General features: G+C 48.7%; 17 protein-coding genes, 1 pseudogene and 1 other annotated feature. Of the genes and pseudogenes, 6 read left to right on the top strand and 12 right to left on the bottom strand.

Features of this window, described 5'->3' with window-relative positions; translation table 11 throughout:
- Nucleotides 1-42 precede the first annotated feature (42 nt).
- On the bottom strand, nt 43-1659 hold the full coding sequence (locus ACFVTB_RS10695) for an MDR family MFS transporter (RefSeq protein ID WP_387748281.1): 1617 nt from the start codon (nt 1657-1659) through the stop codon (nt 43-45).
- A 271-nt stretch (nt 1660-1930) separates the two neighbouring features.
- Between ACFVTB_RS10695 and ACFVTB_RS10690 the strand changes: the two genes are divergently transcribed.
- Nucleotides 1931-2398 (top strand): CBS domain-containing protein, encoded by a 468-nt coding sequence (locus ACFVTB_RS10690; RefSeq protein ID WP_387748279.1) that lies wholly within the window; start codon nt 1931-1933, stop codon nt 2396-2398.
- A gap of 171 nt (nt 2399-2569) precedes the next feature.
- Here the strand turns inward: ACFVTB_RS10690 and ACFVTB_RS10685 are convergent, their stop codons facing one another.
- Nucleotides 2570-3307 carry a ThuA domain-containing protein gene (locus tag ACFVTB_RS10685; RefSeq protein ID WP_387748277.1) on the bottom strand — a complete coding sequence of 246 codons (738 nt, stop codon included), beginning with the start codon at nt 3305-3307 and terminating at the stop codon, nt 2570-2572.
- 139 nt (nt 3308-3446) lie between these two features.
- On the opposite strand from ACFVTB_RS10685, the gene ACFVTB_RS10680 reads away from it, so the two are divergent.
- Complete coding sequence (locus ACFVTB_RS10680; protein WP_387748275.1) at nt 3447-4370, top strand: helix-turn-helix domain-containing protein; 924 nt, start codon at nt 3447-3449, stop codon at nt 4368-4370.
- Between the two features lie 78 nt (nt 4371-4448).
- On the opposite strand, the gene ACFVTB_RS10675 is transcribed toward ACFVTB_RS10680, so the two are convergent.
- The 4 genes from ACFVTB_RS10675 to ACFVTB_RS10660 all read right to left on the bottom strand — a co-directional run bounded on the left by ACFVTB_RS10675 (nt 4449) and on the right by ACFVTB_RS10660 (nt 7869).
- A complete protein-coding gene (locus ACFVTB_RS10675) occupies nt 4449-4661 on the bottom strand; it encodes a hypothetical protein (RefSeq protein ID WP_387748273.1) in 213 nt (70 codons plus the stop codon).
- Between the two features lie 101 nt (nt 4662-4762).
- Entirely contained in the window at nt 4763-5740 is a 978-nt protein-coding gene (locus ACFVTB_RS10670; RefSeq protein ID WP_387748271.1) for a hypothetical protein, read from the bottom strand.
- Nucleotides 5737-6270 carry an RNA polymerase sigma factor gene (locus ACFVTB_RS10665; RefSeq protein WP_387748269.1) on the bottom strand — a complete coding sequence of 178 codons (534 nt, stop codon included), beginning with the start codon at nt 6268-6270 and terminating at the stop codon, nt 5737-5739. Before ACFVTB_RS10665 ends, ACFVTB_RS10670 begins: the two co-directional genes overlap by 4 nt.
- A 120-nt stretch (nt 6271-6390) precedes the next feature.
- Nucleotides 6391-7869: an MDR family MFS transporter gene (locus tag ACFVTB_RS10660; RefSeq protein ID WP_387748267.1), complete on the bottom strand. Its 1479-nt coding sequence runs from the start codon at nt 7867-7869 to the stop codon at nt 6391-6393.
- A 158-nt stretch (nt 7870-8027) separates the two neighbouring features.
- Here ACFVTB_RS10660 and ACFVTB_RS10655 point away from each other — a divergent pair, with 158 nt between their 5' ends.
- Nucleotides 8028-8873, top strand: coding sequence for a hypothetical protein (locus ACFVTB_RS10655; RefSeq protein ID WP_387748265.1), 846 nt, complete (start codon nt 8028-8030; stop codon nt 8871-8873).
- Between the two features lie 90 nt (nt 8874-8963).
- Here ACFVTB_RS10655 and htpG read toward each other — a convergent pair whose 3' ends face one another.
- Nucleotides 8964-10841, bottom strand: coding sequence for a molecular chaperone HtpG (gene htpG / locus ACFVTB_RS10650; RefSeq protein ID WP_387748263.1), 1878 nt, complete (start codon nt 10839-10841; stop codon nt 8964-8966).
- A gap of 179 nt (nt 10842-11020) precedes the next feature.
- Between htpG and ACFVTB_RS10645 the strand changes: the two genes are divergently transcribed.
- Both ACFVTB_RS10645 and ACFVTB_RS10640 read left to right on the top strand, forming a co-directional pair.
- The gene (locus tag ACFVTB_RS10645; RefSeq protein ID WP_387748261.1) at nt 11021-11995 is read left to right on the top strand and encodes an alpha/beta hydrolase; all 975 of its coding nucleotides are present in this window, start codon (nt 11021-11023) and stop codon (nt 11993-11995) included.
- Nucleotides 11996-12219: 224 nt separating this feature from the next.
- On the top strand, nt 12220-12837 hold the full coding sequence (locus ACFVTB_RS10640; RefSeq protein ID WP_387748259.1) for a YqaA family protein: 618 nt from the start codon (nt 12220-12222) through the stop codon (nt 12835-12837).
- Between the two features lie 112 nt (nt 12838-12949).
- Here the strand turns inward: ACFVTB_RS10640 and ACFVTB_RS10635 are convergent, their stop codons facing one another.
- The 5 genes and pseudogenes from ACFVTB_RS10635 to ACFVTB_RS10615 form a co-directional block, all read right to left on the bottom strand.
- Nucleotides 12950-13393: a GNAT family N-acetyltransferase gene (locus ACFVTB_RS10635; protein WP_387748589.1), complete on the bottom strand. Its 444-nt coding sequence runs from the start codon at nt 13391-13393 to the stop codon at nt 12950-12952.
- Nucleotides 13394-13420: 27 nt separating this feature from the next.
- Nucleotides 13421-13926 (bottom strand): annotated as a pseudogene (locus ACFVTB_RS10630) (GrpB family protein); the annotation flags it as partial.
- 353 nt (nt 13927-14279) lie between these two features.
- The gene (locus ACFVTB_RS10625) at nt 14280-14738 is read right to left on the bottom strand and encodes a DinB family protein (protein ID WP_387748257.1); all 459 of its coding nucleotides are present in this window, start codon (nt 14736-14738) and stop codon (nt 14280-14282) included.
- Between the two features lie 165 nt (nt 14739-14903).
- Nucleotides 14904-16457 carry a 2-isopropylmalate synthase gene (locus ACFVTB_RS10620; protein ID WP_387748255.1) on the bottom strand — a complete coding sequence of 518 codons (1554 nt, stop codon included), beginning with the start codon at nt 16455-16457 and terminating at the stop codon, nt 14904-14906.
- A 115-nt stretch (nt 16458-16572) separates the two neighbouring features.
- Nucleotides 16573-16803, bottom strand: a binding site (T-box leader).
- Between the two features lie 101 nt (nt 16804-16904).
- Nucleotides 16905-17279, bottom strand: a complete 375-nt coding sequence (locus tag ACFVTB_RS10615; RefSeq protein WP_387748253.1) for a MerR family transcriptional regulator — start codon at nt 17277-17279, stop codon at nt 16905-16907.
- A gap of 101 nt (nt 17280-17380) precedes the next feature.
- Between ACFVTB_RS10615 and ACFVTB_RS10610 the strand changes: the two genes are divergently transcribed.
- The gene (locus tag ACFVTB_RS10610) at nt 17381-18307 is read left to right on the top strand and encodes an aldo/keto reductase (protein WP_387748251.1); all 927 of its coding nucleotides are present in this window, start codon (nt 17381-17383) and stop codon (nt 18305-18307) included.
- The last annotated feature ends 625 nt before the right edge of the window (nt 18308-18932 follow it).

The following is an 18932-nucleotide window of genomic DNA, read 5'->3' as shown; positions in this document are numbered from 1 at the left end:
GGAGAAGCGGCCAACAGCCGTTTCTCCCTTTTCTTTCCCGTCTTATTCCAGCACAGGCTGTTTAACAGGCTTCGCGTCCGCCTTCTCCGATTCGTTGACGGAATTAGAGGTACGAAGCGGAATTTCCTTCAAGAATAGCACGAGTATCGCCGCTACGATGAGCAGAACCATGCCGACAAGGAAAACGACGGTCAACGTGTCGCTCAGCACGTTGCGCAGCATTTCCAACATCTGGTTGAATAACGGCTGAATCGCGTCGGGCAGCGTCGTTTGCAGCTCCTTCAGCTTCGGCTGATCAAGCAGCAGCTGCGGGTTCAAGAAGCCTGAAAGCTGCTGCGCAGTCTCCGGATCAACTTTCGACAAATCCGCTCCCTGTCCCGAAGTGACAGCTGCTTCCAGCTTATTCTTCATAGTCGAGGTCATTACCGTACCCAGAACGGCGATCCCGATCGTTCCTCCTAAATTGCGGAACAAAGTAGTCGTTGCCGTCGCTACGCCAAGCTCGGAAGGCTTCACTGCATTTTGTACCGTAAGGGTAAAGACCGGCATTGAGATGCCCAGTCCGATACCGAATACGATCATGCTTGCAACGGCCACGGCTATGCTGTTCATAAATGCCATCATCAGCATTCCGATGACCATAAACGGCATCCCGATCACGGCGTATCGTTTGTATTTGCCCGATTTCGAAATCCAGTTGCCGGCCAGCGTACTGAGCACGATCATCGCAATCGACATCGGCATATTTACAAAGCCCGATGCGGTCGGGGAAATGCCTTTTACCCCTTGAACAAAGAACGGCAGGTACATCATGGCGCCCATCATGCCCGCGTTCATCAAAAATCCGATAATGTTCGAAATGTTGACGATTCCGTTCTTAAAGAGCGACAAAGGCAGAACCGGGCTTTTCGCTCTCCGTTCCACAAGCAGTAAAATACCGATCAGTACAACCGCTCCGGCAAGCAGGCCGATAATTTCCGGGGAGCCCCATTCGTATTTGCTGCCGGCCCAAGAAAAGCCGAGCAACAGCGAGATAATCGCCAAAGACATGATCAACATGCCCAAGTAATCGATGCTTTCCGATTTGGCGCGTACCATCTTCGGAAACATGCCCATAATCATGGCAAAGGCAACGACGCCGATCGGGAGGAAGATCCAGAACAGCCATTTCCAATCCATATGGTCGACCATGAAGCCGCCCAAAGTCGGCCCAAGCACGCTGGAAAATCCGAAAATCGCCATCATGACGCCGGTCCATTTCGCCCGTTCGCGAGGTGCGAACAAATCGCCGACTGCCGTGACCGTAGCCGACATTAGAACGCCGCCCCCGACGCCTTGAATGCCCCGGTACGTAATCAACTGAAAGATCGTCGTCGACGTACCGCTTAAGAAGGCGCCGATAATAAAGAAAATAATACCGATCAGCAAAAACGGCTTCCTTCCGTAAATGTCTGAAAGTTTTCCGACCAGTACGGTTGCGATGGTTGAGGTCAGCATGTAAATCGTAATGACCCAGGAGTAATACTCCATACCGCCTAGCATCGCAATAATGCGCGGCATCGCCGTGCTGACGATCGTTTGGTTGATTGCCGCAAAAAACATAGCAGCCATTAGAGCAATCATGATCGTCACTTTCTTTTTCTGAGTGAGCTGCTCCATCGTTCAAGACCTTCCTTCCTGCATTGTAAAGTTATTATTTTCGTTTGGCAGTTATCCCATGCAAGAAAGATAGGTTGCCAATCTATTTATGATTATAAAACAATCGTTTATGAAAAACAACTTCAGTACTAAATTATTTTGAAATAAAACAATAAAGCGCTGTCATCAATTTATTGACGTTATCCGCCCTTTTATGCTATTTTACTTTACGCATATGCACCAATGAATTGTAAATCGTATACAACATATAACGAAGGAGGTCGAGCCGTGTATGATCGCCCAGGATATTATGATTAGACAAGTATACAAAGTGAAAGAGCAGGACAACGTTCGGTCCGTCATTGATAAATTTATTACACATCAAATCAGCGGCCTTCCCGTTGTTAACGACCGGAACGAAATTGTCGCTTACATTAGTGACGGCGATATTATGCGCTATATCGGCAAACAGCCGAACCTTGTCGTCAACCATTATTTGTATCTTGGCATTTTACGCGGAGATTATGACCGCTTCGACGAGAAAACCGACAGCCTGCTTAAGCTGAACGTCATGGAGATTGCCCGTAAAAAAGTAATTACGGTTAGTTGGGACGAGGATGTGGAGGAAATCGCCTCCATATTGGGCGAGAAGCATATCAAGAAGCTGCCCGTCGAACGCAGAGGGGTATTAGTCGGTATCATTAGCCGAGGCGACGTCATTCGTAACGTCTTCGGCCGTAAGGAATCGGACTGCGAGTAAATAAAAGCTGCAACCAGCTACTTACCGTAGTCATCGGTTTGAACGCCTAAAAGCGCCAGCCATCTAGACGAGACGCAGCAGAGCGGCATGATAAAGCTAGCAAGCGAACACCAAAAAGGCCGGAAATCCATTCAGGGATTTCCGGCCTTTTTCTCATATAGAAGTTAACGCTTACGGAGTATAGCCTTCGATCGGCTCGAGCGGAACCGGCGCATGACCATAGCTTGGATTCTCGCGTTTCACCGGAGCCGCCCATTTAACGGCGTTGCTGATGACTTTGCGAACATCCGCATTATAGTAGGTCGGGAACGTCTCATGCCCCGGACGGAAGTAGAAGATTTTGCCCGCGCCGCGCGTGTACGTGCAGCCGCTGCGGAACACTTCTCCGCCCTCGAACCAGCTGACGAAAACCAGCTCGTCCGGCTGCGGAATATCGAAATGCTCGCCGTACATTTCTTCTTCCGGCAGTTCGATATAAGGACCGATGCCTTCCACGATTGGATGACCTGGGTTGACAACCCATAGCCGCTCCTTCTCTCCGGCTTCGCGCCATTTCAGGTCGCAGCTTGTACCCATCAGCTTTTTGAAAATTTTCGAGAAGTGGCCGGAATGAAGCACGATAAGTCCCATTCCTTGCAGGACACGCCGTTGAACGCGTTCTACGATTTCGTCCTGCACCTCGTCATGGGCCATATGCCCCCACCAGAGCAGCACATCGGTCCGGTTCAACACTTCCTCCGTCAAGCCATGCTCAGCATCGTCAAGCACCGCATACGTTACGTTGCACAACTCGGGAAGCCCGTCGGCAATCGCCTTGTGGATGCCGTCCGGGTACAGCTCGGCCACTTTCGGATTCGATTTTTCATGTCGAAACTCATTCCATATCGTTACATTAATTGTCGTTGTCAAAGTGAGTCACTTCCTTCGTCTAAGGTGAATGTCCTCTTCATTGTAACGAAACGATGTCCGTTCACCAATTCCAAAATGCGTCTCATTATTACGCTATTCTGTTATAATCAACATATATAACGAAAAAACGAGGGATTCCATGTATCCGGAAATGTATCATGAAAAGGTCGTTTATCAAAATCCGCTGCTTGCTCTGCGCGCCTGGCGAATCGATGGGAACGACAGTGCCCCTGACCATATCAGAGAACAAACCGAAGCCAGCTGGCACTCCAAAAATTACGCCAAATGGCACTATCACAAAGAAGTGGAATTTCTGCTCGTCATTCAAGGGCAAATGACGGCATTCTGTCCAGATGAGAGGCTCGAGCTGAAAGAAGGCGACGTCGCAATCTTCGGTTCGAATGAACCGCATACAACGTTGCCTACCGGAGGACGGCTCAGTTATTACGTGTTTCAAATCGATATTAAACAGTACTGGGATCCGAGCAGCATGAACAGTATGAGACGATTCTCGGAAGTCATTCGGCCGCTCAGCAGCTTGAATTATATCTACCGGGAAAACGAGGAGATTAAGGAAGCCACCGCCAAGCTGATCCGCGATATTTACCGGGAAATGCAGCAAGCGGAGGATGGCTGCGATCTTGCCGTCTCCTCCAGCTTCAAGACGATGCTGCTCATGCTGCTTCGCCACGACAGCCGCTCTATGCTTCATGACAGCGACAATCTGCTGCTGCACCGCTTCCAGCCAGCGCTCGACTATATCGAAGCCAGCTTGGGAGATAAAGTGTCTGTCGAAACGTTAAGCCGGCTTTCGAATATGAGCTATACTTATTTTATAAAGCAGTTCAAGCAAGCGCTCGGCATGTCGTTTACCGAATTTCTTGCCTTTCGGCGGGTCAAGCGAGCTGAACAGCTGCTGCTGACAAGCAGGCTAAGCATAGCTGAAATCGCTGAAACGGTCGGGATCTCTAATATCGGACATTTCTATCGGATGTTCCGCCGTATCAACGGCTGTACGCCGCGCCAATATCTCGATCGGCTGCAGGAGCCCTTCTCCCAATAGCTAAACCAAACAAAGCCTTCGAGAGATGCAGCCGCTGCCGCTCCCGAAGGCTTATGTATAGCGCCTGATCGTGCCAAGTTACAGCTTGACCAGCTCTTTTTTCCAAAAATCGATGACGGTATATCCTTTCAACTCCATCGACGCCCAGCTCACCTTATACTTGAAACCGTAGTTTTCCATCATTACGAGCACGTCTTTGGTTTCCGAATCAGGCACCCGCAACTCAAGCGACACGCTATGCCGGATGATGTAATCCAGCTCGCGGAGACGTTCGGCATCGGCTTCCGTCAAGGCTGCTCCCTCCTTCGCTTCATCTCGTCATAGATTGCCCCTCGAAGAGATGATTATCCGAATAAAGCTCATGAGAGACGTCAAAGAAGTCTTATGTCTTGTCAATCATGCAGGCGAATGAACTGATTCCGCCCTTCCGCATAGCGGTAATTGCGTATGCCTTCTCCGCTGGACATTTGGAAAATTTGACGGGACGGTTCGTAGTATACGCGTTCATCATAATCGCTTGCATCCAGCGCTTTGTTGACATCGACGTACATGATGCGATCGCCCATTTTCTTATAAATGAAGACATGCTTTTTGTAGTAATCGGTCGTTGCGACAACGATTTCTTCCTCGCCGTCCCTATCCAAGTCGGCAATATACATAGGGCCTTCGAATGATGCATGGCTGTTGAGGCCGCCTTCGCTGTCTGGCGTAAACCAGAACGAGCAGACTTTGAAAGTTGGTCCGCAATTGACCTGCAGCAGATAGCCCTCTTCGCCGAATGCCCTCTCTCTTGTTAGCTGGGGATCCCACATCAGCGTGCCGAAATAAAAGAGCTGGCCAGGAGTTTCGATGTCGTCCAGCACAAACCCTGTTTTTGGATATCGCTTAGGATCTTCCAGCTCCGATTTAAAATAAAAATGATAAACGGTTCCTACTCCTTGAGCAGGATAAACGTCTTCGATTTGAACCGATGACATGTCTACGAGCTCGATAGAACGGGGTTCATGCATAATGCTTGGATTGGTCATACGATCCTCTTTTCGTATAATTTCTCCCTCTCCGTAATATTGGACATTGGAGTAATCCAGCAAGGTTACATCTTCAGGCGGGGGAGCCGACGCTCCGCTGCGATCCACGCCGCGCTCGGACCACAGCAGGTCGCCGTTCAATCCGACCCAGATCGCGAGAAGCAGTACAACTGCTGTTAAGCTGCCGAATGTTACAACTCTGTTTCGAAACAGCAGTGAAATGCGGCGGCGAGGACGGTTAATTCGATCGATTACCGCCTGCATCGAGTGTTCGTTGAATTTGCCTTTTGCAATATCATCCCGAACAGCGACGGAATACCAATCCGGCTTCGTTTCGTTCATTCTTCTCTCTCCTTCCATTGGCGTTCCACCTCTTTGCGCGCCCGATAAAGCCTCGATTTGACCGTACCTTCCGACAGCTCCAGCAGCTCGGCTATTTCCTTCATCGTCATATCCTGCTGAAGATCGAGAACAAGCACCTCTCTCAGCTTGCGGGGCAGCTGCATAATAATCGTCCATATATCGTCAGTCGATTGACGGCCCATATAATCGGCCTCCGCTGACGGCGCAACCTCCCGTCTCCGGACGCTTTCGAGCAGCAAAACCTTGCGAAAGTAACTCGATCTGCGAACGTTGATCGCCTGGTTGCGGGTAATGGTGAGCAGCCATGTCTTGAACGTCGATCGTCCCTTAAACGTATGCAAGCTGTAATAGGCCTTAATAAACACTTCCTGAGCAATATCGCTTGCTTGCTCCCGATCGCGTGTAATCGCATAGGCGTACCGCCATACGTCGTCCCCGTATCGGTTCATCAGTTCGGACAGTTCGGCCTCGCCGACCGACTCGATATATTTCAAATAATCGGCTTCCATCGATTCACCTCCACCCTATTAGACAAGACGGAATCGCCATTCGTTCCGTAGAAGCTCATAAAAAAAGACGACCCGCTTTCATGTGCGGGTCGTCTATGATTGTCTGCTATCGTTTATCGGTTAGTTAGCTTGTTTCTGCTCCGCTTCAGGGCTTTTCGCACGCTTCACGAAGAATGCCAACACGATTGCAACGACGGCAAAGCCAAGGCCAATCAAGAAGGCGTCGTGAACGCCGGCAACGACAGAAGCCGGAATTGCTTGAGCCGGGTCGGCTCCTGCCTCAAGTCCTTCGAAATATTTGCGCTGACCGTTCGTCATGATACTGATGAAGAACGATACGCCAATTGCGCCTGCTACCTGCTGCAGCGTGTTCAGGATCGCTGTGCCGTGCGGGTAGTATCTGGCCGGCAATTGATTCAAGCCGTTCGTCTGCGTCGGCATCATGATCATCGAGATGGCGATCATAATGCAAATATGCAAAATCATCAGTGTCGGTTTCGTCGTCTCGACCGTAATGCGCGTAAAGAAGAACATAACGACAGTCAATAAGATCGTTCCCGGAATGACGAGCGCTCTCGGCCCGAATTTATCGAACAGCTTGCCCATGACCGGCGACAGGAAGCCGTTCAACAAGCTGCCCGGCAGCATCAGCAAGCCGGAAGCGAAAACGGTCATCGCAAGCGCCCCTTGGAATAGGAACGGCAGCAGCGTCATCGTCGAGAACAATGTCATCATCATAATGATGAGCAAAATGGCAGTGAGTGTAAACAACGGGAATCTGAACGCCCGCAAATCCATTAGCGGCTCTTTTACCCGCAGTTGGCGAATAACGAACAGAATTAATGCAGCGCCACCGGCGATTACCGTACCGTACACTTCCGGATGAGTCCAGCCGCCGCTGCCTTCACCCAAGCTGCTAAAGCCGTACACGATGCCGCCGAAGCCGATAGTCGATAAAATAATGGACAATACGTCCACCTTCGGTTTTGTAGGCGTCGATACGTTTTTCAGAAAGAAAAACGCGAACACGACAGAAAAAATAGCGAATGGCAGCACCAGATAGAACAACCAGCGCCATTCGAGCACTTCCAAAATAAGACCGGACAGCGTCGGCCCGATCGCCGGCGCAAACATAATAACAAGACCGATTGTTCCCATCGCCGCTCCCCGTTTCTCAGGCGGGTACAGGACGAGAATGGTATTCATCATGACGGGCAGCATCAGTCCCGTGCCAGCCGCTTGCAGGAGCCGGCCAACGAGCAGAATGGAAAATCCGGGCGAGAGTGCACATACAAGCGTGCCGATCGTGAATAGGCCCATCGCCCCGAGAAACATTTGTCTTGTTGTGAACCATTGAACGAGCAAAGCCGATGCCGGTACGAGCACGCCGACGACGAGCATGTAGCCGGTAGCCAGCCATTGCAGCGTGGATGCCGTGACGTTAAGCTCCGTTACAAGCTTTGGAAACGCGATTTGAAGAAGCGTCTCGTTCAGTATGGAGAAGAAAGCTCCAATAATGAGCGAAATAAGGATCGGCAATCGTTTTACTTGACCGAGGTCAAAAGGAGCCGCCGAAGCTCCGGTAGTAGCAGTATTCACTTGGTTCTTTCCCTCCCTTTGTATATTGGGCTATTATATTACAAGAATGCTCTTTCTTTCAATCCTAAAACGTCATTTCAACCTTATCGATTTTGTTAACAAAAAGCAAGCACATTTGTTCGGTTTTTCGGAATTATTTCAGAAAGGATGACTGTCATTTGAAACGATTGCTTTTGCTGATCTGCTCGCTTATTTGGATAGCCGCATGCAGCAGCGCCGTCCAAACCGATGAAGGTCCGGAAAGCCCTGTTCTCCCGATGCAAACTAATGATGCAAACGCCCCGATTACTCCTGCGCAAGCGCCGAACGAATCGCCGCCAGCCACCTCCTTCGCTGCGGAAATCGAGCTTGCTTTTACCCCGTTGCAGATGAATCCGCTTAACAAGGAACGTCCTTCAAGGCAGTGGCTATTGGCAGGAGAGCTGCCCCTCGGCAATGTGCTGGACCAACCGGCAACGCTGGTTCTATTCGGGGAAGATGACCAAGAAATCAGTGATACTTCTCCTTTGCATGCTATGATACGACATAACGACGATTACTATGTGCTGCCGTACGAATTACTCGGCATTCCGTCCATTGAAAACTCGTCCTTATTTCTACTGAATTATTCGTTCTCCGAGCGTTACCTGTTAGTCGGCGGATTGGAATTGTACGCTAATGGTCCAGGGCTAGTCGGTTATGTCGTTTATGATATCGCAAACGGCCAATGGCTCACTTTTGACCGGTGGGGAAAACCGCAAATCATCGATTTAGATTCAGATGGCAAGGAAGACTTCATCATTCAATTCGAAGGTCTTCATTTAAGCTTTCCCGATTTAACGATTTACGCTTGGAGCGGCGAAGACATTCAAGAAAGTGAATCGGTTCAAGTCGCGGTTACGGGAATAAGCAAAGGATACGCCCTGCTTGGCTCGGAACGAAAAATTGAAATCGGCACACTCGAGTCGGAAACGCATGCTTTGTATGTTTACCGAGAAGGCAAGCTGATTCGAATCTCCTCTTAGAAGCGCCAATGAAACTGACCCCTGAGCACTAGAAAACGGGACCGGAGCTATTGTCCGATCCCGTTTTCTTGTCATGACTTCATTTTCTCGTTACAGCATTACTTTACAAATGTTATTTGTAAATTCAACCGGATCGCTAATCGGCAAGCCTTCAATTAGCAGTGCCTGGTTATACAGCAGGCTCGTATACAAGGCCAGCTTTTCCTTATCTCCTGCTTGTGCAGCCTTCAGCGATTGATAAACCTCGTGGTTGACGTTAATTTCAAGCACCTTGTCAGCTTGAACATCCTGGCCGTTCGGCATCGCCTTTAGTATCTTCTCCATCTCGATCGACAGCTCGCCCTCGCTCGACAAGCAAACCGGATGCGACTTGAGACGCTTCGAAGCCTTGACCTTTTTCACCTTGCCGCCAAGCAGCTCGGCCATTTGCTCGAACAGCTCCTTATCTTTCTCCTCCGCCTCGGTAACGTTCTTGTCTTCTTCCTGTTCGATGCCAAGATCGCCGCTCGATACCGACTTAAACGATTTTTCCTTGTACGTATCAATCGTCTTTAAGGCAAATTCGTCGATATCGTCAGTCAGGTAAAGAATTTCATAGCCTTTATCGGCAACAAGCTCGGTTTGCGGCAGCTTATCCAGCCTGTCGATCGACTCCCCGGCGGCGTAGTAAATATACTTCTGATCCTCTGCCATTCGAGATACGTACTCGTCAAGCGTAACAAGCTTCTTCTCTTTCGACGAATAGAACAGAAGCAAATCCTGCAGCACGTCCTTGTTCTGGCCGTAATCGCTGTACACGCCATACTTCAGCTGACGGCCGAATGCTTTGTAGAACTTCTCATAGCTCTCACGGTCGTCCTTCAGCGTGCTTTGCAGCAGCGATTTGATTTTATTTTTGATATTCTTAGCGATCAGTTGCAGCTGGCGGTCATGCTGCAGGAGCTCGCGAGAGATGTTAAGCGACAGGTTTTCCGAATCGACCATCCCTTTGACGAAGCTGAAATAATCAGGCAACAGATCGGCGCTTTTGTCCATAATAAGCACGCCGTTCGAATACAGCTCCAGCCCTTTCTCGAACTCCTTCGAGTAATAATCGAATGGCGTATTTTCCGGAACGAACAGAATCGCGTTGTAAACAACCGCGCCGTCGGCGCTAATATGCAAATGCTTGAGCGGCTTGTCGAAGCCATACCGCTTCTCCATATAGAAGTTGTTATAGTCGTCTTCCGTCAACTCGTTTTTGTTTTTGCGCCAAATTGGCACCATACTGTTGACCGTTTGCTCTTCCGTGTACTCCTCGAACTCGTTGTCCGCGCCTTCCTTCGGACGGGAGCCGTTGATGTCCATTTTAATCGGATAGCGAATGAAGTCGGAGTATTTTTTAATAATCGACCGCAGCCGGTACGTCTCTAAATATTCGTCGTACTGCTCGTCTTCGGTGCTTTCTTTAATTTTCATCGTAATTTCGGTTCCAATGCTATCTTTCTCGCAAGGCTCGATGATGTAACCGTCCGCTCCCTTGGACACCCACTTGTAAGCCTGGTCGCTGCCGAGCGCCTTGCTGATAACCGTTAGTTCGTCGGCTACCATGAACGCCGAATAGAAGCCTACGCCGAATTGACCGATAATATTATGGCCGTCTTTCGACTCGTTCTCCTTCTTGAAGGCAAGCGAGCCGCTTTTGGCGATCACGCCGAGATTGTTTTCGAGTTCCTGCTCAGTCATCCCAATTCCGGTATCGGAGAGGGTCAACGTCCGGTTCGCCGGATCAATGCTCACTTTAATGAAGTAATTGTCCTTGTCAAAGGTTAGCGAGTCGTCAGTCAACGCTTTATAATAAATTTTATCGATCGCGTCGCTCGCATTAGAGATCAGCTCTCTTAAAAAGATTTCTTTCTGGGTGTAAATCGAATTGATCATCATTTCCAGCAGACGCTTTGATTCCGCTTTAAATTGTTTTTGGGCCATAATTGATAAAAGGCTCCCTTCGCTTCATTATCGTTAGCACTCCTTGCAACCGAGTGCTAAGCCGTCATCTTAAATATTACCGATTGCCTATTTTCATGTCAATAAGAGTTGGTTGAGAAAACAGCCGATTTGCTATACTAACGATAAAGAAACGCTACTAAATTAATGAAAGGACTCGAATGGTCATGGGAAACGGCCTTCAGCTCGCGCTTCTTATTTCTCTGCTGCTTCTCTTTTTAATCGCTGTGTATGCTTTCATCGGCAATTATTTTTATAACTTCGCCCTAAACGCGCGAAAAAAAGATTTATTTATGAAGCGCAACGGCGTGTCCGACACTGTCGAGCCTCAATCGGTCCGCTTGGACGACGAACATCAAACTGCGGACGACGCTTTCGCCGTTCGTTTTCTTCCGGAGCGGCTGACGATTGTCTCTGCGGACGGACTGCGGCTGGCCGGTTATTTATACAGCAATGTTGCAACGTCCGACAAATGGGCTATCGTGGCGCATGGTTACCATGGCAGTCACGTGCAGATGATCGGCTTCGTGCGCCATTTTCATGAACGCGGATACCATGTGCTGGCCCCCGATCTGCGCGGCCACGGCGACAGCGAGGGACATTATATTGGGATGGGCTGGGATGATCGCAAAGACGTATTGTTGTGGATCGATGAGGTGCTTCGCAGACAGCCAAACGGCAAGATCGTGTTGTTCGGTATTTCGATGGGAGGAGCGACCGTAATGATGGCCTCGGGAGAGCCGCTTCCACCAAACGTGAAAGCAATTGTCGAGGATTGCGGCTATACGTCGGTTATGGACCAATTCGTCCATCAATTAAAGGCGATGTTCAAGCTCCCGAAATTCCCGGTCATGTATGCCGCAAATTGGATGACGAGATGGAGGGCAGGCTTCGATTTGAATGATGCCTCTTCGGTTAAACAGCTGGCATCGAGCCGCACTCCGATGTTGTTCATTCATGGAGACAGGGATGATTTCGTCCCTTATCGGATGATGGAATCGGTCTATAAGGCGACCGCTGCGCCTAAAGAAAAGCTAACGATTCGAGGTGCCGCTCATGCCGAGTCGTCGCTCAAAGATCCCGATATTTATTGGGAAACCGTCTGGACATTTCTTGGAAAATACATGCACGGTTAACCGTGACTACCAGCATTCCTGCCCTTCCCCCGACGCTAGCATAGGGACCGGCTGGGCCAGGGTCCAGTTTACGTATCTAAAGGTTTTCATTTGCCCGCGCGTATGGTAATGTTTAAGTAATAAAAGAATATGAAACCGAACGTATACTCAGTTCGTATTATGTTACGGTACGTGCATCCCGCCGATCGAGAAAATCTTCTCGTTTCGCAGAAGAGAGGCCTTATATGATTCAAGATTTTATCGATTATCTTATGGAGTTCGGAACGCTCGGATTGTTTATCCACTCGTTTATTGATGCCATCATTTTTCCGATTCCCGCCTTGTTTCTGCAAATTCCGCTCAGTCTCGTCAATCCATCGAACGCGCTTTGGCTCGCGACGGCCGGGTTCGTCGCCTGTATGCTCGGATCTCCGATAGGTTATTATATCGGCCGGACTCTCGGCGGCAAGCTGCTTTATAAAATACTGAAGAAAGAATGGGTCGACAAAGCTACTGATTTGTTTCAGAAGAACGGCGAAGCCGCAGTCATGATCGGCTCCTTCACTCCCATTCCGTTCAAAGTGTTCACGATTTTATCCGGGTCGCTGAGATTTCCATTGTGGAAGCTGCTCGCTTATGCGGCGGTTGGTCGCGCGATTAAGTTTTATGCCGTTGGTGCGCTCTTTTATATTTACGGACGTTCGGCTGAAGGTATGGTCAAGGATGTATCGATGTATATATTCGCAATCGGCGTTCCGCTTATCGTGATCTTCTTGTTTGTTCGCAAAAAAATGCGTCAGAAGAAACAGAAGGCTGCGGATGCAACCCAAACAACTGCAACGGCGCACGAATTATCAGAGTAATCGAACGAGAGCCTGTTCGTCATCAAAGACGAGCGGACTCTCTTTTTTGATTGGTTTCTCCAGAATCTCTCTGCCCCTTCGCTGCTTTCTCTATTTTATCAAAGCGCTTATTTTATGTTTGAGTCGATTTTTCATGCCCATTCTCCAATCTCATTGCAACGCTTCTTTCTTTAAAGCCAAGCGAGCTCCAGAACGAGTATGCCGCCTTATTCCAGTACAACACTTCGATATCGATCTGATCCGTATCTAAAGCTTGAAGCAGCTTTCTGAAAGCCGATTTGCCAAACCCCTTTCTTCTGCTTTCTCTGCCTATAAAAAAATGCCTCAAATATAGAGGGCGATCCGTATGCTTCACCAAAGCATAGCCGATCACTTGATCGCCGTTTTCAAATAAATAGGCCTTATATTCAGTATGGAGAAAATGATGCATTCTTGCTTTCAACTGCTCGACATTCATTTGATTGTCATGCTGCTCATCCTCAATAAGCTGTTCGTTGAGCCCCGCGAGGAGGTACAGATCTTCGTCTGAGCAAATCCGAATCGACAGTTCATCCATCGCATGAGCTCCTCCATCAGCTGTAAGCGATTCATTAAACCATAAAAGCGCAAGTTGTTCCATTTCTGTTACAAACGCCTTTTTCGCTGGGCTATATTGACTTGTGTTTTCATATTGTTGAGCTAATTGTTCCTTAAATCGGCCATACCTCGTTGCCTCTTCAGGATGGCTTCTTAAGTAATCTCTGAATATAAGATGGCGTTTAATCTGAGGGTTATTGAGTTGATAAAAGTGGATGTTATGGGTTCTGTTTTTCCCGCCTTTGCGAAATAATCTTCTTCCCGGGATACCCCATTCTCCTGCAACATCATAATCTAGAGCAACCATTTCTTCGTTAAATGAATCAATTGTATTAATGTCTTTCACGATGCACATCATGTCGATGACAGGCTTAGCTTTTAAGCCCCGAACGGCTGTGCTTCCAAAATGCTCGAATCGTATGATTTCATCCGAAAATATGGCTTGCAGAAATTCAACTTCATCCTGGAACAGCCTTACCAATTTTCATCGTAATCCGTTAATCTTACCTTCACGCGTTCCGCCTCCTATGCATAGGATATATATTCCATATGCCCTTGCAAGTTCCTGTCCGCTCTTATGTCACCCATAGAAAAAACCAGTTCAAAGCGGAAATTAGTACATGACATTAAGTGAGGAATGCGCTGTGGGTCAGAGGGTTCTTCCGATCGCCATTAAAGCCAGATTCCTTTATTGTATAGCGGTTTAAGGTAGGAATCTTGCTTTAAAAGCGACCACTTTCGTTTCTCCAGATTCCCTCTGCCCCTTCGCTGCTCTCTACTTTTCAGTCAAACACTGAGTTTGAGTCAAAAAGAACAAAAAAAAAGCCTTCGAACTTCGTTCGAAGACTTTAACTTACTCCATCTATCTAACCGCGGCTAACGAAGAAAGGCAGCTTCTCGATGCCGGCGAGACGCAAATAAGTGAACAATTGCCCTTTATGATGAATTTCATGATCTTTTGCGTTTTGCAGCAGCGCGCTGCCAGGCAATGTATTGCCGAAAAATGCGATCAGCTTGTCCAACTGCTCTGGAGCGAGCGATTTCAACATCTCCACCGTTTGTTCCGTAACAGCCGTAACGTTCGCCCGAAACTCATCAGCGGTCGCAAATGGCTTCGGCGCTCCCGGTTGCGTATGCTCGCTGTTCTTCACGGTAAGGGCGAACATGCTCATGGAACCGGTAATATGAAGGATAAGCTCCGATACGGACATCCCCTTCTCCCAAGGCTTGAAGGCAAGCTGTTCGGTGGTCACTTCCTCTAGCATCTGATGCAGGGTATTGCGATGGCTCATCCAGCCCGAGATAAATTCATTCATGTTCGTCATGTCATAAATTCTCCTTTGATGTATGCGTCTGCTGCGCGTGAGTTGAATCAGATCAGCAGTATCCCTCTATTATAACGGATAAAGGAGTGGACAGACAAAAGCCCCCAAGCTCCAGCTTGCTGACAAGAGCTTGGGGGCGGATTGCCTCCATCTATTCAGTCGACGCTAGTTAGCTTCGACTGGAGCCGCGTCCTTTGCTGTATCCAGCAGCGCCGCATTAATGCCGTTCAGAAAAGCCATCGCGCTTGCCTTGATAATGTCGGCATCCATCGCCCGTCCGGCATACGTTTTGCCTTCGTATTCCATACGGATGTTAACCCGGCCGATTGCTTCCTTGCCTCGGGACATGCTGTTAATTTTATAGTCCTTCAATTGTACATCCGCTTGAGCAAGCGTCTTGATTACGCTGTACAGCGCATCGATTGGCCCATCGCCGACGGCGCTTCCTTCCACAAATTCGGCGCCCTTCTTCAGCTTTACAGTAGCTGTCGGCAGCAGATCGTTCGTAATGACCTGGAACGAATCGAGCTCGAACAGCTGCTTGTCGCCTTCTTCAATCTTTCTGTGGTTCGAAACAAGATAGAAGACGTCGTGATCGTATACTTCCTTCTTCGAGTCGGCAAGCGCCAGAAACTGTTGGAACAGCTGCTCGAATTCATCGCTGTTGCCCGCTTCAAAGCCCAGCTTCTCTACCGCGTTTTTGAACGCATGACGGCCCGAGCGAGCGGTCAGAATGAGTTCCATATCCTCCACGCCGACTTCGTCTGGAGACATAATTTCGTAAACCTGCTTATCCTTGAGCAGTCCGTCCTGATGAATGCCCGACGAATGGGCAAATGCGTTCTCGCCGGTTATTGCTTTGTTCACTTGGACATCCAGACCGGTCAAATAAGTCAGCAGACGCGAAGTTCGCATAATTTCCTCTGTTCGAATGCGCGTATTCGCTTGGAAATGATTCTCCCGCACTTTCAAGCCCATGACAACTTCCTCGAGCGATGTGTTGCCGGCGCGCTCGCCCAAGCCGTTAATCGTAACTTCGACTTTGTCGGCGCCGTTTTTGACTGCAGCCAGTGTGTTGGCTGTCGCCATACCGAGGTCGTTATGGCAATGAACACTCAGCACGACCTTGTCGTTGACATTTTTCAGACGATCGTTAATTTTCCGAATCAGCTCGCCAAACTCTTCCGGAACGGCATAGCCGACCGTATCCGGAACGTTAATCATCGTAGCTCCCGCCTTAACAACGGCCTCAATCGTTTTCCACAAGTATTCAAAATCGGAGCGCGAAGCATCCTCCGTCGAGTATTGAACGTTTGGCAGCAAAGTTTTGGCGTATTTGACCGCGTCAACGCCCATTTGCATTACAGCGTCTTTGGAGCGGTTGAATTTTTTCTCCACGTGAATGTTCGACGTCCCCAGGACGATATGAATCAACGGATTTTGCGCCAGCTTAATGCTTTCGTAGACAGCGTCGATATCGCCTTTGACCGCTCTGCCGAGCGCCGTAATCGAGATCGAATCGCCAACCGCTTTCGCAATTTCCTGAACAGCGCGGAAGTCGCCGGCAGAAGAGGCCGGAAAGCCTGCTTCGATAATATCGACGTTCAGCCGTTTCAACTGATGAGCGAATTCCAGCTTCTGTTGTACGTTCAGTTTCGCACCCGGTACCTGCTCACCGTCGCGCAGCGTCGTATCCAGCACAATAATTTGTTTTGTCATTTTCATATCCTCCTGTATGCTCGTCATTGATTTGTATTTCAAGCCTCGCTTGTCTAAACCCGGAATTTAGCCAAACTAGGCGATTTCTAGATACAAAAAAACCCCGTCTCTATTATCTAGAGACGAGGTTTAACCCGCGGTACCACTCTAATTCATTTCTTGCGAAATGAGCTCATTTCGATGGCCATCACCATCTATCCCTGTAACGGTGGAATTCCGTCTAACCCTACATTATCGGGCAGCTGTTCATAGACGAGTTCGAAGGGACCGACGCTGCCGTTTCACACCAAACAACGGCTCTCTGAAAGGTCATATCACTTCTACTATTTCTAATCAAAACATTTGTGTATGAATTATGGCTATTATAGGACCTTGCGTTCGAAAATGTCAACCGCTTTTCGCATTTATTTTATTTTGCACTTTTTTGTTCCCCTTTAATGCACGGTCTTAAAGCTTGGCAAACTTCTCTTTGTACATTTTCGGCAAATGTGCGATTTTATACTCGATTGTGTCCAGATGGCGGCGCGTTTCCTCCATTTGACGCTGTACGTTCTCTTTGTGGCGCACGAGAATTTCCAGCCCCTTTTCCACGACAGCGCGGTTGTCCGTACACGTCTGAATAAACGTGCGGATTTCTTTAATCGGCATGCCCGTATTTTTCAGGCAGCAGATCAAATCGATCCAATCGATATCTTCCTCATGAAAAACCCGAGTGCCATTATGGCGGTCTACAAACGGAAGCAGCCCTTCTTTGTCGTAGTAACGAATGGTGAAGATGGATAGGTTCGTTTTTTGCGCAACTTGCGAAATGGTATATGTCACAGCAAGTCCTCCCATAATAATTGCGATGCAAGTATTGACCTAGAGTTAACTCTATCATTTATCCTGTATTTGATAAAGAGATCGAAGGGAGATTTTTGACGATGAAATATTTTCCGATTGCTAACACTGACTTGAACGTTTCCAACCTTATTCTTGGCAATATGCGCCTGAAAGAGCTCAGCCTGTCTGATGCAGAGAAGCTTGTGCGCACGTCTATGGAGGAAGGCATTAATTTCTTTGACCACGCCGACATTTACGGCCCGAGCTACGGCGAGTGCGAATCGTACTTTGCCGAAGCGGTGCAAATGAATGCTAGCCTTCGCGAGAAAATGATCATTCAAAGCAAATGCGGCATCCGTCCAGGCTTCTTCGACTTCTCGAAAGAGCATATTTTGAATGCGACGGACGGGATTTTGAATCGTCTGCAAACCGATTACTTGGACATTCTGCTGCTGCATCGTCCGGACGCGCTGATGGAGCCGGAAGAAATTGCAGAAGCGTTCGAAACGCTGCATAAAAGCGGAAAAGTTCGCTATTTCGGCGTATCGAACCAAACGCCAAACCAAATCGCATTGCTGCAAAAATATATCCCGCATAAGCTGGTCGTCAACCAGTTGCAATTCAGCATCGCGCACACGCCGATGATCGATGCAGGCATCGCTGCGAACATGAACATCGACCAGTCGATCGACCGCGACGGCGGTATTCTCGACTATTGTCGCCTGAACGATATTACTGTGCAAGCATGGTCTCCGTTCCAGAAAGGCTTCTTCGAAGGTCCTTTCCTCGGCGATCAGGAACAATATGCTGAACTGAACAAGCTGATCGACGAATTAGCTGCGAAGTACAACGTTACTAACACGGCCATCGCCGTTGCTTGGATTACACGCCATCCGGCGAACATCCAAGTCGTGCTCGGCACGACCAAGATCGGCCGTCTGAAGGATGCGATCCAAGGCTCCGACCTTCCGCTTACCCGCGAAGAATGGTACGGCATTTACAAAGCGGCTGGCAACATTTTGCCTTAATTGCCCGTGCGCTGTATTGGCCCTGATGCTGGGCCAAGCGGCTGCTTTGCGCGCCGTAACTAGCAAAAGAGACTTGATCCGTTGCGGGTCAAGTCTCTTTTTTTCCGTTGCAACAATCCCGGCAGCTTGAACTGGTGTGACTTTTCTTTCTTTTCTTTTCTTTTCTTTTCTTTTCTTTTCTTTTCTTTCCTTTCCTTCCCTTTGCCTTCCCTTCGCATCGTATCGCTTCCCAATGCTAATTGAATTCTGTCTGTCGATACCAACCAGTAGTGGGACAACGGCTATCATGCAACGAAGCACCGCGATCTGGCCGGGAGGCTGTGCGTAGTTTTAGATGTATCAATTATGAAATTCAGGCTGGTTTGATAAAGCTCCTTGCATCCCGCACCCCGTGCCCCGTGCCCCTCGCACGTCTTGCCTCTTGAACCAATAACTGCATTTTTGCAGTTATTCCTTACCTTTATAGCTGTCAAAATAAAAATAACTGCCATTCTGCAGTTATTTCGCCCCCGGATCCGCCAATTGCTCTCGTTTGCCTGTCAATAACTGCGTTTTGGCAGTTATTCCCTCATAGAGCACTCCACAGCAAAAAACAACTGCAGTTTTGCAGTTATCTTTCATCCCA

Origin of the sequence: Paenibacillus sp. NPDC058071, from assembly GCF_042885235.1 — a bacterium.
In the GTDB taxonomy this organism is placed as follows: Bacteria; Bacillota; Bacilli; order Paenibacillales; family Paenibacillaceae; genus Pristimantibacillus.
The sequence above is the reverse complement of the archived record's forward strand: the minus strand, read 5'-3'. Positions and strand labels throughout refer to the sequence as shown.

Coding starts and splice junctions, on each gene's coding strand:
- ACFVTB_RS10695 (WP_387748281.1), bottom strand. CDS start 1,659: ATGGAGCAGCTCACTCAGAAAAAGAAAGTGACGATCATGATTGCTCTA.
- ACFVTB_RS10690 (WP_387748279.1), top strand. CDS start 1,931: ATGATCGCCCAGGATATTATGATTAGACAAGTATACAAAGTGAAAGAG.
- ACFVTB_RS10680 (WP_387748275.1), top strand. CDS start 3,447: ATGTATCCGGAAATGTATCATGAAAAGGTCGTTTATCAAAATCCGCTG.
- ACFVTB_RS10670 (WP_387748271.1), bottom strand. CDS start 5,740: ATGAACGAAACGAAGCCGGATTGGTATTCCGTCGCTGTTCGGGATGAT.
- ACFVTB_RS10665 (WP_387748269.1), bottom strand. CDS start 6,270: ATGGAAGCCGATTATTTGAAATATATCGAGTCGGTCGGCGAGGCCGAA.
- htpG (WP_387748263.1), bottom strand. CDS start 10,841: ATGGCCCAAAAACAATTTAAAGCGGAATCAAAGCGTCTGCTGGAAATG.
- ACFVTB_RS10645 (WP_387748261.1), top strand. CDS start 11,021: ATGGTCATGGGAAACGGCCTTCAGCTCGCGCTTCTTATTTCTCTGCTG.
- ACFVTB_RS10640 (WP_387748259.1), top strand. CDS start 12,220: ATGATTCAAGATTTTATCGATTATCTTATGGAGTTCGGAACGCTCGGA.
- ACFVTB_RS10635 (WP_387748589.1), bottom strand. CDS start 13,393: ATGGATGAACTGTCGATTCGGATTTGCTCAGACGAAGATCTGTACCTC.
- ACFVTB_RS10625 (WP_387748257.1), bottom strand. CDS start 14,738: ATGACGAACATGAATGAATTTATCTCGGGCTGGATGAGCCATCGCAAT.
- ACFVTB_RS10620 (WP_387748255.1), bottom strand. CDS start 16,457: ATGACAAAACAAATTATTGTGCTGGATACGACGCTGCGCGACGGTGAG.
- ACFVTB_RS10610 (WP_387748251.1), top strand. CDS start 17,381: ATGAAATATTTTCCGATTGCTAACACTGACTTGAACGTTTCCAACCTT.